At 65.2% G+C, this 15,049-nt stretch carries 15 protein-coding genes; 11 read left to right on the top strand and 4 right to left on the bottom strand.

Annotated features, from left to right (window positions below):
- Positions 1-117 precede the first annotated feature (117 nt).
- From BJ6T_RS30205 to BJ6T_RS30195, 3 genes are read right to left on the bottom strand one after another with little or no spacing between them, the layout of a single operon-like run.
- Complete coding sequence (locus tag BJ6T_RS30205) at positions 118-528, bottom strand: thioesterase family protein (RefSeq protein WP_014496345.1); 411 nt, start codon at positions 526-528, stop codon at positions 118-120.
- Positions 515-3,658 (bottom strand): efflux RND transporter permease subunit, encoded by a 3,144-nt coding sequence (locus BJ6T_RS30200; RefSeq protein ID WP_014496344.1) that lies wholly within the window; start codon positions 3,656-3,658, stop codon positions 515-517. The genes BJ6T_RS30205 and BJ6T_RS30200 overlap by 14 nt, the downstream gene beginning before the upstream one ends.
- The gene (locus BJ6T_RS30195; protein ID WP_014496343.1) at positions 3,655-4,827 is read right to left on the bottom strand and encodes an efflux RND transporter periplasmic adaptor subunit; all 1,173 of its coding nucleotides are present in this window, start codon (positions 4,825-4,827) and stop codon (positions 3,655-3,657) included. The genes BJ6T_RS30200 and BJ6T_RS30195 overlap by 4 nt, the downstream gene beginning before the upstream one ends.
- Positions 4,828-5,003: 176 nt before the next feature.
- Between BJ6T_RS30195 and BJ6T_RS30190 the strand changes: the two genes are divergently transcribed.
- The gene (locus tag BJ6T_RS30190; protein WP_161170716.1) at positions 5,004-5,255 is read left to right on the top strand and encodes a hypothetical protein; all 252 of its coding nucleotides are present in this window, start codon (positions 5,004-5,006) and stop codon (positions 5,253-5,255) included.
- Positions 5,256-5,591: 336 nt separating this feature from the next.
- Here BJ6T_RS30190 and BJ6T_RS30185 read toward each other — a convergent pair whose 3' ends face one another.
- The gene (locus tag BJ6T_RS30185; protein WP_014496341.1) at positions 5,592-5,933 is read right to left on the bottom strand and encodes a hypothetical protein; all 342 of its coding nucleotides are present in this window, start codon (positions 5,931-5,933) and stop codon (positions 5,592-5,594) included.
- A 306-nt stretch (positions 5,934-6,239) separates the two neighbouring features.
- Between BJ6T_RS30185 and BJ6T_RS30180 the strand changes: the two genes are divergently transcribed.
- The 10 genes from BJ6T_RS30180 (at position 6,240) to BJ6T_RS30135 (ending at position 15,028) form a co-directional block, all read left to right on the top strand.
- Positions 6,240-7,025 carry an alpha/beta hydrolase gene (locus BJ6T_RS30180; RefSeq protein WP_028169639.1) on the top strand — a complete coding sequence of 262 codons (786 nt, stop codon included), beginning with the start codon at positions 6,240-6,242 and terminating at the stop codon, positions 7,023-7,025.
- A 94-nt stretch (positions 7,026-7,119) separates the two neighbouring features.
- Positions 7,120-7,986 carry an MBL fold metallo-hydrolase gene (locus BJ6T_RS30175; RefSeq protein ID WP_014496339.1) on the top strand — a complete coding sequence of 289 codons (867 nt, stop codon included), beginning with the start codon at positions 7,120-7,122 and terminating at the stop codon, positions 7,984-7,986.
- Positions 7,983-9,629 (top strand): malonate decarboxylase subunit alpha, encoded by a 1,647-nt coding sequence (mdcA, locus tag BJ6T_RS30170; protein ID WP_014496338.1) that lies wholly within the window; start codon positions 7,983-7,985, stop codon positions 9,627-9,629. The genes BJ6T_RS30175 and mdcA overlap by 4 nt, the downstream gene beginning before the upstream one ends.
- Before the next feature lie 9 nt (positions 9,630-9,638).
- Positions 9,639-9,956 carry a malonate decarboxylase acyl carrier protein gene (gene mdcC / locus BJ6T_RS30165; protein ID WP_014496337.1) on the top strand — a complete coding sequence of 106 codons (318 nt, stop codon included), beginning with the start codon at positions 9,639-9,641 and terminating at the stop codon, positions 9,954-9,956.
- A complete protein-coding gene (locus BJ6T_RS30160) occupies positions 9,953-10,891 on the top strand; it encodes a biotin-independent malonate decarboxylase subunit beta (RefSeq protein ID WP_014496336.1) in 939 nt (312 codons plus the stop codon). Before mdcC ends, BJ6T_RS30160 begins: the two co-directional genes overlap by 4 nt.
- Positions 10,878-11,600: a biotin-independent malonate decarboxylase subunit gamma gene (mdcE, locus tag BJ6T_RS30155; protein ID WP_014496335.1), complete on the top strand. Its 723-nt coding sequence runs from the start codon at positions 10,878-10,880 to the stop codon at positions 11,598-11,600. Before BJ6T_RS30160 ends, mdcE begins: the two co-directional genes overlap by 14 nt.
- Positions 11,575-12,255 carry a malonate decarboxylase holo-[acyl-carrier-protein] synthase gene (gene mdcG / locus BJ6T_RS30150; protein WP_028169640.1) on the top strand — a complete coding sequence of 227 codons (681 nt, stop codon included), beginning with the start codon at positions 11,575-11,577 and terminating at the stop codon, positions 12,253-12,255. Before mdcE ends, mdcG begins: the two co-directional genes overlap by 26 nt.
- On the top strand, positions 12,252-13,133 hold the full coding sequence (mdcB, locus tag BJ6T_RS30145; RefSeq protein ID WP_014496333.1) for a triphosphoribosyl-dephospho-CoA synthase MdcB: 882 nt from the start codon (positions 12,252-12,254) through the stop codon (positions 13,131-13,133). The genes mdcG and mdcB overlap by 4 nt, the downstream gene beginning before the upstream one ends.
- Positions 13,130-14,080 carry an AEC family transporter gene (locus BJ6T_RS30140; RefSeq protein ID WP_014496332.1) on the top strand — a complete coding sequence of 317 codons (951 nt, stop codon included), beginning with the start codon at positions 13,130-13,132 and terminating at the stop codon, positions 14,078-14,080. Before mdcB ends, BJ6T_RS30140 begins: the two co-directional genes overlap by 4 nt.
- 9 nt (positions 14,081-14,089) lie before the next feature.
- The gene (locus BJ6T_RS30135) at positions 14,090-15,028 is read left to right on the top strand and encodes an acyltransferase domain-containing protein (RefSeq protein WP_014496331.1); all 939 of its coding nucleotides are present in this window, start codon (positions 14,090-14,092) and stop codon (positions 15,026-15,028) included.
- The last annotated feature ends 21 nt before the right edge of the window (positions 15,029-15,049 follow it).

Genomic DNA, 15,049 nt, shown 5'->3' with positions numbered 1-15,049 from the left:
ACCGCACCGTGGAAAACCGGTCTTTTGCTTTTTCGCGGACCCTTTGTCAAAACGCACGGCGTCGCCATGCGAGCCTGCGCAGATCCGGGATGTTGCCGCGGGAAGGATTCCGCGACCCTAAGCCAACGCGGGCCTCGTCACCCCGAATCGCCTTTCGAACTCGGCGACATCGACAACGCCGCGCCGATGGGTCCCGTCGCCGATCTTGCGGCCGCAGTCCCAGGCCTCGACTTCGAACAGGACGCTCCTGGCTTCGACGGCGACGACCCGTGCGACCGCGCGCACGGTGCGGCCGACCGGCGTCGCCGCCAGATGACGGACGTCGACCATCATCCCGACGCTGACATAGCCGGCCGGCAGGGACGGCTGGATCGCCGATCCCGCCGCCATCTCCATGTGCAGGATCATCATTGGCGTCCCGTAGACTTCAGGCATTCCCGGAACCACGTGGCCGACCGTCATCTCGGGCGTAATGGTCACCAGCTTTTCCGCCATCAAGCCGACGGTCACCTTGTCAAGTGGGCTCATGCCCCAATCCCGTATCTGCTTCGGTCGTGGAGGGGGTGGGTGTCTCGGTCGCCCGCGGCTTGCGCCCCGCGAGCCAATTGCCGAGCCGGTCGAGATAGAGATAGACCACGGGCGTGGTGTAGAGCGTCAGGATCTGCGAGACCATCAAACCGCCGACGATCGTGTAGCCGAGCGGCTGGCGCAGTTCGGCGCCGGTGCCGTTGCCGAGCATCAGCGGCACGCCGCCAAGCAGTGCGGCCATGGTCGTCATCAGAATCGGACGGAAGCGGAGCGTGCAGGCCTGGTAGATCGCCTCCTCGGGGCTGAGCCCGTGCTTGCGCTCCACCTCGAGGGCGAAGTCGACCAGCATGATGCCGTTCTTCTTGACGATGCCGATCAGCAGGATGATGCCGATGATGGCGATGACGCTGAGATCCATGTGGACCGCCAGCAGCAGCAGCAGCGCGCCGATGCCGGCGGAAGGCAGCGTCGACAGGATCGTGATCGGGTGGATCAGGCTCTCATAGAGCACGCCGAGAATGATGTAGATCACGATCAGCGCCACCCCGATCAGCAGCGGTGTGCCGGACAGGGAGGATTGGAAGGCCTGGGCATTGCCCTGGAACGAGGTCGCGAGCGATGCGGGCTTGCCGGTGTCCTTCTCGATCTTCTGGATCGCCGTCACGGCATCGCCGAGCGCCATACCGGGGCGCAGGTTGAACGACAGCGTCACCGAGGGGAACAGGCCCTGGTGATTGATCAGGATGGGCGCGGGCTCGATGACGCTGTGAACCAGCGTGCTCAGGGGCACCTGCTGGCCGGTGGCCGAGTTCAGGTAGATGTCCTTGAGAGCCTCGGGTCCGTACTGGAAGCGCGGATCGACCTCCATGACTACGTGGTACTGGTTCAGCGAGGTGAATATCGTGGAAACGATGCGCTGGCCGAAGGCGTCGTCGAGGGCGTTGTCGATCGTCGTGGGCAGGATGCCGAAGCTGGAGGCGACTTCGCGATTGACAGTGACATTGAGCTCCGGGCCGGCATTGGCCTGGTCGCTGGCGACGTCGGTGATGACGTCGAGTGCGCGGAGCTTTTCCAGGAAGACCGCGGACCAGTGGGCGAGCTCGTTGGAATCCGCGTCCGTCAGCGTGTACTGATACTCCGTCTTCGACAGCCGTGCGCCGATCGTGATGTCCTGCGCCGCCTGCATGTAGAGCGTGATGCCCTGGATGTGGGCCAACCGGGGCCGGAGCCGGTTGATGATCTGGTCCGCGCTGGCCTTGCGTTCCGGCTGCGGCTTCAGGACGATGAAGATGCGACCCTGGTTGAGCGTCGCCGTCGGTCCGCCCGGACCGATATAGCTCGCGACCGACTGGATCGCCGGATCCTTCAGCAGGATGTCGACGATCGACCTCTGGCGTTCGGACATGGCTGGGAAGGAGATGTCCTGGGCAGCCTCGGTGATGCCGACGATCTGTCCGGTGTCCTGTTGCGGGAAGAAGCCCTTCGGGATGATCACATAGAGGTAGCCGGTCAGCGCGATGGTCGAGAGCATCACGAGGAGCGTCGCGAATTGGTGGCGCAGAACGACTCGCAAGCCTCGCGCATAGAGCGCCAGCAGCCCGTCGAAGCCGCGCTCGAACATCAGATAGAGCCGGCCGTGCTTCTTGCGCGAGTCATCTCTCAAGAGACGCGCGCACATCATCGGGGTGAGCGTGAGCGAGATGATGAGTGACAGCAGCAGCGAGGCCGTGATCGTGATGGCGAATTCCTGGAATAGCTTCCCGACATAGCCGCCCATTAGGAACAGCGGGATGAACACCGCGATCAGCGACAGCGTGATGGAAACGATGGTGAAGCCGATCTCGCTGGAGCCCTTCAGCGCCGCCTCCATCGGCGTCATCCCCTGCTCGAGATGACGCACGATGTTCTCGATGACCACCACGGCATCGTCGACAACGAAGCCGACCGCGATCGACAATGCCATCAGCGAGAGATTGTCCAGGCTATAGCCGAGCACGTAGAGGACCGCGAACGTACCGATCAACGCCAGCGGAACCGTGATGGCCGGGATGACGGTGGCCCAGAAATTCCGCAGGAACAGGAAGATGACCATCACCACCAGCGCAACCGTCAGCATCAGCGTGAACTGGACGTCAGAGACGGCGGCGCGGATGGTGGCGGTGCGGTCGGCCGCGATCGTCACCTTGATTGCGGGCGGAACCGAGGCCTGGAGCGTCGGCAGCAGTTTCTTGATGCGATCGACCGTTTCGATCACGTTGGCGCCGGGGACGCGTTGCACCGCCAGAATGATGGCAGGATCCTTGTTGTACCAGCCGGCCAGGAGATCGTTCTCGGGCCCTTCGATCGCCGTGCCGATGTCGCGGAGCCGCACCGGCGAGCCATTGCGATAGGCGATGATGAGGCTCTCATAGGCTTCGGGTTTCAGGAGCTGGTCGTTGGTGTTCAGCGTGTAGGTGACGCGCGGGCTGTTGAGCGTGCCCTTGGGCAGATCGACATTGGCGCCGGCAATCACGCTGCGCACGTCTTCGAGGCCGATGCCGCGGGCGGCGATCGCTTGCGGATTGACGCGGATTCGGATCGCGGGCTTCTGCTGGCCGCCGATTCCGACGAGGCCGACGCCGGAAATCTGCGAGATCTTCGGCAGCAGGATGTTTTCCGCGTAGGCGTCGACCGTGGTCAGCGGCAGCGATTCCGACGTCAGCGCGATCAGCATGATCGGCGTTTCCGCCGGGTTTACCTTGCGGATCGTCGGCGGGTAGGGGATGTTCTGCGGCAGAAACGGGCTCGCGGCATTGATCGCGGCCAGCACGTCGACGGCTGCGCTGTCCACCGTGCGCGACAGCTCGAACTGCACGGTGAGCTGCGCCACGCCGAGCGCGCTGGACGAGGTGAGCTGGGTGACGCCGGGGATCTGGCTGAGCTGCTGCTCCAGCGGGGTTGCGACCGAGGAGGCGATCGTTTCCGGGTCGGCGCCCGGCAATTGCGCCGAGATCTGGATTGTCGGGAAGTTGACGTTCGGCAGGGCTCCCACCGGAAGCAAGGGATAGGCCGCGAGGCCGCACAACAGCAGGCCCGCCATCAGCAGGGCGGTTGCAATCGGCCGCAGGATGAAGGGCGCGGAGAGGTTCATGGGAGCGCGTCCTGCACCGAGCTTTGCAGGTCGGCTTCGCGCGCGGCCTTGCCGTGCAGCTCCCGCACGCGGCTTCCTTCCGTCAGGCGATACTGGCCGTCGACTACGACGACGTCGCCCGATTTCAGCCCTTGGGTGATCAGGGCCTGACCATCACTGATCTGCGCGACGTGAACGGGACGCAAGGACGCGGTCAGATCGGAGCCCACGACATAGACATAGCTGCCCTTCTGCCCCTGCTGCACCGCCGAGCCCGCAACCGTCAGCGCGTCCTTCCGCGTCTCCAGCAGCAGGCGCGCGTTCACCAGCTGTCCCGGCCACAGCCGGTGCTCGTGGTTTGGAAAAGTCGCCTTGAGCTGGACGGTGCCCGTCGTGCCCGCGATCTCGTTGTTGACCAGCAGAAGCGTGCCTTCGTCGAGCTTCACCTTGTTGTCCTGGCTGTAGGCGATGACTTTCAACTGTCCCTTTGCAGCGTGTTCCTGGATCACGGGTAGATCCGTCTGAGGAAGGGTGAACAGCAGCGAGATCGGCTCGATCTGGGTGACGACGACGAGACCGTTCGCGTCGGTCGGATGAATCACGTTGCCGACGTCGATCTGGCGAACGCCGGTGATGCCGGGAATGGCCGATGTCAGGCGCGTATAGCTGAGCTGGACGTTGGCCTCGTCGATCTGCGCCTGGTCCGCTTTCACGGCGGCCTTGAGTTGCGCCACCTGCGCGGTCTGCGTCTCGATCAGCTGCGGGGTCGCATAGCCTTTGGCGCCGAGTTGATTGTAGCGGGAGAGATTGGCTTCGGCATTGGCGAGCTGGGCCTGATCTCGGTCGCGATTGGCCGTCAGCTGCTCGATCTGGGCCTCGTAGGGACGCGGGTCGATCTGGGCGAGCAGATCGCCGGCCTTGACGGTCTGTCCCTCGGTGAAGGCGATCTTGACGATCTGTCCCTGGATCTGGCTGCGCACGACATCGGTGTTGTAGGCGATCACGGTGCCGATGCCGCGCAGATAGATCGGAACGTCTTTGCCGGTGACCGCGGCGGTGACCACCGGTATGGCCGCGGGCACTGGCGCGGCGGCGACGACGGGCTTCCGGTCCGCGGCGAAGTACCAGAGGCCGGCTCCGACGAGGATCGCGGCGAGAGCGACAAGCGCGATGGCGAGATTTCGTTTCATGAGCCCGTCCTGGCTGTCAGGGATTGCTTGAGCCGCCGATCGAAGGCGTGCTGTCCGTTGCGGCAGGGCCTTGCACCGGGACGGACGGACTGATTCCGGCGCCGCCGAGCTCGGTGGCTCCGAGCGGTATCCCGACGCGTCCGACCGTCGATGCCGAAGGCAGGGGAGACGCCGCCGTGATGCTGCTGTTGCAGGTGACGGATGAGCCTCCGGACAGTCCGCCGCCGTCGAACAACGCTCCGGGCGAGGCGGTATTGCCGGATCCGGCGCAACCCGCCGTGCTTTGCGCCGGATTAAGCGGCGAAATGCCGGGCGTTGCGATCTCGGTCGATCCCAGTGGAACGCCGACGGGCCGCGTGGATTGCGGATTGAGCGGCGACGTCGCCAGCATGCCGGTGGAAGGCTGCATTCCTGGCATGGTCGTTTGAGCGGACGTCGCAGCCGGGACGAGCCAAAGCATGCCCGCCGTGAGTGCCACGGCGGGCTGTATCAGGTTGAACCGGCGCGAGCAGGATCTCCCCGAGCCGACGTCGTTCGATGAGTGCTGCTCTCGCATGGAAAATGCTCCGGTTGAATGCTGTCGAGCACTAGAGAGATGCGGAACGGCGGGGTATTTCCAGAACGCACGTCCCGCTACCCGGCAGCACGACGGCAAGGGCATTCGACGCATCGTGAGCGGGCATTCGTCTTCGTTCGGCCGCGTCGCCGAGTTACCTCGCCCGATGACAGCGCCGTTGGCCGGCTTTCGCTTCGGTTCGATTTCGCTATTTCAGAATGGCCCGCACATGCGCGAGTTCCCGGCTGCATGCGCCTGTGTCGCCGTTTTGATCGGCGGTACGCGCGCGATCAAGCGAGTCCAGCGCATCCGTGAAAACCGCTCCGCGGCTACCTTCGGCCTCTGCAATCGAGCGAGGCGTCGGTTGATAACTGCGCAGCGCGCTGAGGCTTTCCCGCTGCCAGCCGTGGGCGCCCGCGTCTTTTTCGATGGCCTGATCCAGCTGGATCTGGGTTTTCGTGATGTCGTCCGCACAAGTGCCTGCACGCGCGGGCGAAGCTGCGCACAACAGGATGAGAAACGCGATCTGGAGATTCGCCGTGGATGTCATGTGTCCGATCCCTTGCATGGAGTTCAAGCAGCATCAGATGCGACCTCTTGAATGACAAAGCGGATCGTTCGTCTTTCGCGTATGAACGCCGGCCGTTCACAGTCATGAGAGGTCTGTACGCCTGACATATAAGCTGCGTTTTGAAGTTGCGCGCCTTAGCTAGGAGGTGTCCCGAGGATGCACGAGCAGCCGTCGTCGCGATCGGCATGTCCCAACGTGCGAAGTGGCAACGGCCGTTGTTTGCCGAAATACGCGCCCAAGCGTCGACACTACTGTTGCACCATTCCAACCCGGAGTGATCCCGACATGAAACACCTCAACGCTGGCCTCGCCTTCGCCGCCGCTCTCTCCCTGTTCGCGACCGTCGCCCCTGCGCGCGCCGAACCCCCGAAGAACATTGTCCTGGTGCACGGCGCCTGGGTCGATGCGTCAGGCTGGAAGCCGGTCTACGAGATCCTGGTCAAGGAAGGATTCCGCGTCACCATGGTGCAGGAGCCCGAGACGTCGTTTGCCAATGACGTTACGGCGGCGAAACGGATTCTCGATCTCCAGGATGGCCCGACGCTTCTCGTCGGCCACAGCTACGGCGGTTCGATCATTACCGAGGCCGGCGTCCATCCCAACGTGGTTGGTCTGGTCTACGTTGCCGCGCATGCGCCCGACGTCGGCGAGGACGAAGCGGAGCTGGGCAAGAAGACGCCGAGCGTGCTTGCAAAGACCGAAGGCGCCATCAAGGTCACGCCCGACAAGTTCACCTATCTCAATCCCGTGGAGTTCCCCAAGCTGTTCGCGCCCGATCTGCCCCGCGAGCGGGCCGAGTTTGCCGCACGCTCCCAGGTGCTGGCGGCGACCCAGGTGTTCAGCACGCCGCTGACGGCGGCCGCGTGGAAGACCAAGCCGAGCTGGGGCATCGTCGCCGGCAACGACCAGATCATCAATCCGGATCTCGAGCGCTGGTATTACGAACGCGCCAAGACCCAGACCACCGTGATCCCGGGTGCGAGCCACTCGGTCTACGAGTCGCATCCGAAGGAAGTGGCAGCGGTCATCACCCGTGCCGCGCGCAGCATCGATCAACAGGCCACCCGTTGACGCGTTTTGCCGGTCCTGACGCACGGCCGGCAGAAGGAAGGACGGCGGGAGAGACAGCACTCCCGCCGGCCCGACTGCCCCTCCGGAGAATTCCATGAGCATGATCGAGACGACCAGCACGATCCTGGACTGGGACGTGACGACGGTGAAGCGGGCCGGACTGAGCCGCGATTTGCCCTCCGGCAATCCGGACCTGATGTGGGTCGCGAATTCGTCGACGCTGATCTACGGCGAGCGGGATGCCATCCTCGTCGACACGTTCCTCACCGCCGGGCAGTCGAAGACGTTGCGGGATTGGGTCGTGTCGCGGGAGCGAAATCTGACCACGATCTACGTCACGCACGGCCACGGTGATCATTTCTTCGGCCTCGCGCCGCTGCTCGATTGCTTTCCGCAGGCAAAGGCCGTTGCCGTTCCCGAGGTTGTCGACGAGATGAAGACGCAGCTTTCGCCCGCATCGCTCGACGGTTTCTGGCGCAAGCGCTTTCCGGGCGAGATCGCTCAGCGCCTGGTCGCTGCAGAGCCTCTTGAAGGCGAGCTGACGCTCGAGGGACACGAGCTCGTCGTCATCGACATGGGACGAACCGACACGGCGCGCTCCACCGCCCTTCATGTCCCGTCTCTCGATCTGATCGTCGCCGGCGACACCGTATACAACGGCATTCATCCTTATCTCGCCGAAACCGACACGCAGAGCCGGCTGGAATGGATCGCCGCGCTCGATCGGCTCGAAGCGTTGAAGCCGCGCTTCGTGGTGGCCGGACACAAGAAGCCGGAGAACGATGACGATCCGCGCAGCATCGCGGACACCCGGCAATATCTGCTCGATTTCAACCGCCTCGACCAGGCGACGATATCTCCGCGCGAGCTCTACGAGGCGATGCTCGCGCTTCATCCTGACCGTGCCAATCCGGGATCGCTCTGGAGAGGAGCCAACGCCGCAAAGGGGCCAGGGTCATGACAAGCTGGCAGAATAACCGCGCCGCGCGCGATGCGCGCATTGCGGCCGGTGCCGGACTTGCCCACGGCAAGGTCGTGGAAGCGTCCGACGCAACGCGTCTGCTGGAGGCCGTGATCCGGCCGGGTGACCGGGTTTGCCTCGAAGGCGACAACCAGAAGCAGGCGGATCTCCTGAGCCGCGCGCTGCTGGCGGTCGATCTGTCCAGGGTGAACGATCTGCACATGGTGCAGTCGGGTGTCGTTCTCCCCGAACATCTGGACCTGTTCGACCGGGGGGTCGCGAAGCGGCTGGACTATGCCTATTCCGGGCCGCAATCGGCGCGCATCGCGCGCATGCTGTTCGGTGGCAAGATCGAGCTGGGCGCGGTTCACACCTATCTCGAACTGTTCGCGCGCTACTTCATCGATCTCACCCCGCACGTCGCCCTGATCGCCGCCGTCAGCGCCGACCGTGACGGCAATCTCTACACCGGTCCGAACACCGAGGACACGCCCACCGTGGTGGAGGCAACGGCGTTCAAGGACGGCGTCGTGATCGCCCAGGTGAACGAGATCGTCGAGACGGTTCCGCGGGTCGATATCCCGGCGGACCGCGTCCATTTCGTCGTCAAGTCCGACAAGCCGTTTTTCGTCGAGCCACTGTTCACGCGCGATCCGGCGGCGATCACCGAGGGGCAGATCCTGACCGCGATGCTCGCAATCAAGGGCATCTACGCGCCCTATGGCGTGCAGCGGATCAATCACGGGATCGGCTTCAGCACGGCCGCGATCGAGCTCCTGCTGCCGACGTTCGGCGAGAGGCTGGGCCTGAAGGGCAGGATCGCAACCCACTTCGCCTTGAATCCGCATCCCGCGCTCATTCCCGCGATCGAGTCCGGTTGGGTCCGGCAGATCCACTCGTTCGGCTCGGAGGTCGGGATGGACGAGTACATCCGGGCCCGATCCGACGTCTATTTCACCGGCCCCGACGGCTCGCTGCGCTCCAACCGCGCCTTTTGCCAGACCGCCGGGCTCTACGCCTGCGACATGTTCATCGGCTCCACGCTGCAGATCGATCTCCAGGGAAATTCCTCGACCGTCACCACCTCGCGCATCGCCGGGTTCGGCGGCGCGCCGAACATGGGCGCGGATGCGCGCGGGCGCAGGCATCCGAGCGAGCCCTGGCTGAAGGCCGGCGCGGAGGCCGATCCGGACAGCCCGGCGCCGTTGCGCCGGGGCCGCAAGCTGGTGGTGCAGATTGGCGAGACCTTCGGCGACAAGAACGTCCCGTTGTTCGTAGAGAAGCTCGATGCGATCGAGCTCGCGGAGAAGCTGAACCTCGAGCTCGCCCCCGTGATGATCTACGGCGACGACGTCACGCACATCGTCACCGAGGAGGGGGTGGCGAACCTCCTGTTATGCCGTACGGCGCAAGAGCGCGAGCAGGCGATCCGCGGCGTCGCCGGATACACCGACGTCGGTCGCGGGCGGGATCGCAGCATGGTCGCGCAGCTGCGCGAGCGCGGGGTGATCCGGCGGCCGGAAGATATCGGCATCAATCCGCTCGATGCGGATCGTAACATGCTGGCGGCGCGCTCGATCAAGGATCTCGTGCGCTGGTCGGGCGGGCTCTACGCGCCGCCATCGAAATTCAGGAACTGGTGAGGACAGGCCATGGAAGATCTCAGCTTTCATCACCCGGTTCGCGAGCGCGCGGGCGGCATCAGGCAGAGCGCGATCGTGGGCGTGGTCGCGTCGGGCAATCTGGAAGTGCTGGTCGAGCGCGTCCTGCCGGATGCGGAATGCGCGGTCGAGATCAAAACCGCGGCGATGGGCTTCGGCGAAGTCTGGAGCGCCGTCATTGGCGATTTCGTCGAGCGCTATTCGCCCGGAGGGCTGAAATTCTCCATCAATGACGGCGGCGCGCGCCCCGACACGGTCTCGCTTCGGTTGGCGCAGGCGGTGCGATTGATCGCGGGGAGCGACCGATGACCGCGCCGCTCCAGCACGTCGCCCCGGCCGAACGGGCCCGCAGCACAAGCTTCAACGAGGCATCGGCGCGGACGAGGCTTGATCTGCTGCTTGATGCCGGCAGCCTGGTCGAGTTCATCGGGCCGGAACAGCGCGAGGTCAGTCCGCATCTGGAGATATTCGGCCTTCCCGAGCAGTTCGATGACGGCATCGTCGTCGGCCATGGCCGGCTCGGCGGCGCGCCGGTGTTCGTCGCCGCGCAGGAAGGACGTTTCATGGGCGGCGCCTTCGGCGAGGTGCACGGCGCCAAACTGACGGGTCTGCTTCGCGCAGCGCGCGAGATCGGATCGATCCCCGTCCTGATGCTGCTCGATACCGGCGGCGTCCGGTTGCAGGAAGCCAACGCCGGTGAGCTCGCCATCGCCGAGATCATGCGCGCGGTGATGGAGGCGCGCAGTGCCGGCGTGAAGGTCATCGGCCTGATCGGCGGGCGCTCAGGCTGTTATGGCGGCGGCGGTCTGATCGCGGGCTGTTGCTCCGCGCTCGCCGTATCGGAGGCGGGACGGATCGCGGTTTCGGGCCCCGAGGTGATCGAGACCAATCGCGGCGTCGAGGAGTTCGACTCCCGTGATCGCGCCCTGGTCTGGCGCACCATGGGCGGCAAGCACCGGCGGCTGCTCGGCGCAGCCGACGTCTTCGCCGATGATACCGTGCAGGATTTTCGCGAGGCCGCACTCGAGCTGATCGGGTTGATCGGCCCCTTCGGCCTCGACCGGCTCAGGGCGGAGCAGGGGCGTCTGGCCGACAGGTTGCGCCGCTTCGGCACTTGCCAGGACGCGGTCGATATCTGGACGGTGGAAGGTGTTGCGCACGCGGAAACGGTTCCGGAATTGCCGGCCGACCAGTTTATTGCACTCGCTAGCAGGATCGGGAGGAGCAGCCGTGACGCTCGATGACATTCTCGCCTCGCTGTTTCCCGACGGCCATGAGGTCAGGAACGATAATGGCGTCCTTGCCGGCGCGGCGACACTGCGGTCCGGCGGAAGGATACTCGTGATTGGTGTTGCGGATCGGACTGCGCTCGGCGTCGACGAGGCGATCAGACTTTCCGCGCACGTCCTGGAGTCGATCGACCGGGGGAGCGGGCCGATCCTGGTGCTCGTCGACAGCGACAGCCAGCGCATGAGCAAGCGTGACGAGTTGCTCGGGCTCAATGAATTCCTGGCGCATCTGGCGAAAGTGCTGATCCACGCGGACATGCACGGTCGCCCAACCATCGGTCTTCTCTACGGCCACTCGGCGGCGGGGGCCCTGCTTGCGACGGGCCTTGCGACGCGCGTGCTGGTCGGATTGCCCGGCGCCTCTCCCGCGGTGATGGATCTGCCGTCGATGGCGAAGGTCACCAAATTGTCGATGACCGCTCTTGAGGAGAAGGCCAAATCGACGCCGGTGTTCGCGCCGGGGCTCTCCAATCTCGAGCAGATGGGTGCCGTTCATATGACATGGAGCGACGCCACCTCGCTCGCAGACCAGCTGGAGGCGCTGCTCGCCGACATGCCGGCTGCGCGGGATCGAAGAGATGCGCTCGGCAAGGAGCGCGGTGGCCGGCCGAAGGCCGCCGATATCGCGGAGCGCGTTCGTGATCTCGCCCTGCAAACCCGGTGAACCGCCGGCCGGTCGCCACGACCTCGTCTTTGTCAGCCCGCTTGGTTGGCGCGCGATGATCGGGGTGCGCGGCGATCTCGCAGCCGACCCGCTGGTTTCGCGCTGGTCCGAAATGGGATGGCCGACGATCAGGCGGCGCGCTCTGCCTTGCGAAGCGACCGGCCTTGCGCTCGGCCTGCCGTTGCCGCCCTCCGCCGGCAAGAAGCGGCTGTCGTTTCTCGCGGATATCGACCACGTCACCTCGGTCGCGAGGCCGCCCGCGCTGCGGCAGGTGCGCGCCTCGGCGCCGCGCAACTGGTGGCCGACGCTCGATCGGCTCGACGAGCTCGCGCTTCGTCATTCGGTGGACGTGCGCGTGTTCGGCAGCCTCGCATGGCAGTCGCTGACCGGGCTCGATTACGTGACCGCTCGTTCCGACCTCGATGTGCTGTGCGCGTTCCGCCGCGAAACCGATCTGGATCGGCTCGCCGCCGACGTGGCTGCGATCGAGGCCGATGCGCCGATGCGGCTCGATGGCGAATTGATGCGCGCGGATGGTGCAGCGGTGAACTGGCGCGAATTCCATGCCGGCACGGACCAGCTTCTGGTCAAGACCATCGGGGGCGTGGTCCTGCTCGACAGGGATCGATTCATTTCGGGAGCGATGGGATCATGATCACAGCGGCCGCGCGAAACATCGAACCGCTTGTTGCCAGCCGGGGGCAAATGCCGTCCGGTATCCGGGCCATCGGCGGCTTCGCTGCCGATTGCCTCGCCATGGAGCTGGAAACCTGGCCCAAGCCGGGGCTCGTGAGCCATGTCGACAATGGTAGTCACGTCGACATGGATGCCGGCACGTTTCGTCGCAGCGCTGCGGCCATCAGGCCTTACCTTCAAAGTCTTGCCGAAGCGGGCGCGCTCGGCTGCGGCATGGGAGTGTTGCGGGTCATCGGCCTGGAGGCCGAGCGGGCGATGCTCGAGGCGACCTCGGGCGTCAATACGCATCGCGGCGCGATCTTCGGCCTTGGCCTGTTGTGCGCGGCGGCGGGTGCGAGAGCCGGCGGGCTGGTCGATCCGGCACGTCCGCTCGGCGACGTCGTGGCACGCCTCTGGGGCGCCAGCATACTCCACGGTCCGGTGCTGCTGCACAGCCATGGCAGCGTTGCTCGCCGCCGCTTTCGCGCAGGCGGAGCCCGTATCGAGGCGGCCAGCGGGTTTCCCAGCGTCTACCGGATCGGCTTGCCGGCCCTGCGGAGAACAATGCCTGCCACGGCCGAAGACGCGGAAGCGGCTCGGGTCGAAGCGTGCTTTGCCCTGATTGCGTCCGTGGAAGACACGAATCTATTGCATCGTGGCGGGCTCGAGGGGCTTCGCTTTGCGCGTCGCGCGGCACGTCGCTTCATCGACGCCGGCGGCGTGCGCGCTCCCGGCTGGCGCGTCAGCGCGCGATGGGTCCATGAAAGCTTCGTCGCCCGTCGTCTCAGTCCGGGTGGCTCGGCTGACCTGCTTGCGATGTCACTCTTCGTCGATGCCCACGACGCCCCGAGGTCATGATGTCCAATGCAATCCTGATGGCGCTGGTGCCGGTGTTCTTCGTCTTGCTGCTGGGATACACCGCCGGAAGGTTTCATGTCGTCGACAATCTCCATGTCGATGCTCTCAACGCACTCGTGATGGATTTCGCCGTGCCGGCGTCGCTGTTCGCTGCGACCGCCTCGGCGTCGCGCAGCGAGATGATCGAGCAGGTTCCGCTCTTTCTGGTGCTCGGCATAACGATGTCGTTGCTCTATGCCGCCTGGTATCTTGCCGCGCGCAGGTTGTTCAAGGCGTCGCGGCCCGATGCGTCGATTCAGGCACTCACGGTTGGCTTTCCAAATCTTGCCGGCGTCGGTCTTCCAATCCTGACATCCGTCGCGGGACAGGCGGGCGCCGTTCCGGTCGCCGTCGCATTGGCGACCGGTTCGGTCCTCATCAGCCCGGTGACCCTGATCATGGCGGAAATGGACGCCGCCAGGGCCCGTGGCGAGGAACTGGCGGCGCGGCAGATGCTGACGGCAGTGGGGCGTGCGATCATCAAGCCGGTGGTGCTCGCGCCCGTGTTCGGCATCCTGTTTTCGGTGTCGGATCTGAGCCTCAACGCGCTAGCTCACGCGTGCCTCGCGCTGATCGGGAGTTCGGCCGCCGGCGTCGCGCTGTTCCTGACCGGAGCCATCCTGTCGGCACAGTCGTTCCGCCTGAACTGGAAGATCGCGGCCGCAACCGTGGCCGCGGACATGGTTCGGCCGCTCGCGGCCGTTGCAGTCACTCACGTCATTCCAATCGCTCCCGACACAGCGAGGACGGCCATTCTGCTGGCTGCGGTGCCTTCCGGCTTTTTCGGCATCCTGTTTGCGGTCAACTACCGGCTGGACTCGGCCGCGGTCGGATCGATGGTCATTTCGAGCACTGGATTCAGCGTCGCGACCATCGCGGTCACGATCGCCGTGCTCTTTCCGCACTAGGCGGCAATCATGACACTTGCGATCCTGTGCTCGGGACAAGGCGGACAGCATCGGGACATGTTCGCCCTGACGGGCGATGCGCCGGAAGCGACGCACCTGTTTGCACACGCGGCAACGTTGCTGGGCGGCTGGGATCCGCGCGATTTCGTGCGCAGCGAATCTGACGAGGCTCTGCATCGCAACCGGTCCGGCCAGATTCTATGCACGTTGCAGGCACTGGCCGCCGCTGCCGGGCTCAGGGACATCATTCCACATGGCGCCATCATCGCAGGCTACAGCGTCGGTGAGGTGGCGGCATGGGGCGTGGGAGATCTGTTCGAACCGGTCCTCACGCTCGACCTCGCTGTGCGCCGCGCGGAAGCGATGGACGCCGCCACCTGCGCCGGTGACGGGCTGATCTTTGTCCGTGGCCTTTCACATGACGATATGACCCGGCTTTGCGAACGCCACGGCGCGGCGATCGCCATCGTCAATCCAGGCGATGCCTTCGTGATCGGTGGTGGCCGGGAGGCATTGAACGGGATTGCCGGAGAGGCGAGGGCGATGCGCGCCACAAGGATCGTCGATTTGCCGGTTCGGGTTGCCTCCCACACCGGACGGCTCGCCGAGGCGTCGGTCGTGTTTCGCGAAGTCTTGCGGTCGGCGCCGGTGGCGTTCCCGTCGGCCGCCGGTGCGCGCATCCTGAGCGGCATCGATGGCGGTTCGGTCGTCTCCGCCGAGACGGGCCACGACAAGCTCGCCGCGCAGATCTCGCAAACCGTGCAGTGGGGAAATTGCCTGCAAAGCTGTCTCGAAGCGGGTGCCACGGCATTTCTCGAATTTGGACCGGGACATGCGCTGAGCCGGATGGTTGCGAGCATCGAGCCCGGCCTTCCGGTGCGGGCGCTGGACGATTTCAGGAGTCTCCAGGGCGTGCGTAACTGGCTTGCGCGGCATCTCAGCGACTGAAATGGCAACACTTCGTTCCGG

The organism is Bradyrhizobium japonicum USDA 6 (assembly GCF_000284375.1).
Taxonomy (GTDB): domain Bacteria; phylum Pseudomonadota; class Alphaproteobacteria; order Rhizobiales; family Xanthobacteraceae; genus Bradyrhizobium; species Bradyrhizobium japonicum.
This window is presented reverse-complemented; position numbering and strand designations above follow the sequence as displayed.

What these genes read in the sequence shown, in the direction of transcription:
- BJ6T_RS30205 (WP_014496345.1), bottom strand. Translation starts at nt 528, where the DNA reads ATGAGCCCACTTGACAAGGTGACCGTCGGCTTGATGGCGGAAAAGCTG.
- BJ6T_RS30200 (WP_014496344.1), bottom strand. Translation starts at nt 3,658, where the DNA reads ATGAACCTCTCCGCGCCCTTCATCCTGCGGCCGATTGCAACCGCCCTG.
- BJ6T_RS30195 (WP_014496343.1), bottom strand. Translation starts at nt 4,827, where the DNA reads ATGAAACGAAATCTCGCCATCGCGCTTGTCGCTCTCGCCGCGATCCTC.
- BJ6T_RS30185 (WP_014496341.1), bottom strand. Translation starts at nt 5,933, where the DNA reads ATGACATCCACGGCGAATCTCCAGATCGCGTTTCTCATCCTGTTGTGC.
- BJ6T_RS30180 (WP_028169639.1), top strand. Translation starts at nt 6,240, where the DNA reads ATGAAACACCTCAACGCTGGCCTCGCCTTCGCCGCCGCTCTCTCCCTG.
- BJ6T_RS30175 (WP_014496339.1), top strand. Translation starts at nt 7,120, where the DNA reads ATGAGCATGATCGAGACGACCAGCACGATCCTGGACTGGGACGTGACG.
- mdcA (WP_014496338.1), top strand. Translation starts at nt 7,983, where the DNA reads ATGACAAGCTGGCAGAATAACCGCGCCGCGCGCGATGCGCGCATTGCG.
- mdcC (WP_014496337.1), top strand. Translation starts at nt 9,639, where the DNA reads ATGGAAGATCTCAGCTTTCATCACCCGGTTCGCGAGCGCGCGGGCGGC.
- BJ6T_RS30160 (WP_014496336.1), top strand. Translation starts at nt 9,953, where the DNA reads ATGACCGCGCCGCTCCAGCACGTCGCCCCGGCCGAACGGGCCCGCAGC.
- mdcB (WP_014496333.1), top strand. Translation starts at nt 12,252, where the DNA reads ATGATCACAGCGGCCGCGCGAAACATCGAACCGCTTGTTGCCAGCCGG.
- BJ6T_RS30140 (WP_014496332.1), top strand. Translation starts at nt 13,130, where the DNA reads ATGATGTCCAATGCAATCCTGATGGCGCTGGTGCCGGTGTTCTTCGTC.
- BJ6T_RS30135 (WP_014496331.1), top strand. Translation starts at nt 14,090, where the DNA reads ATGACACTTGCGATCCTGTGCTCGGGACAAGGCGGACAGCATCGGGAC.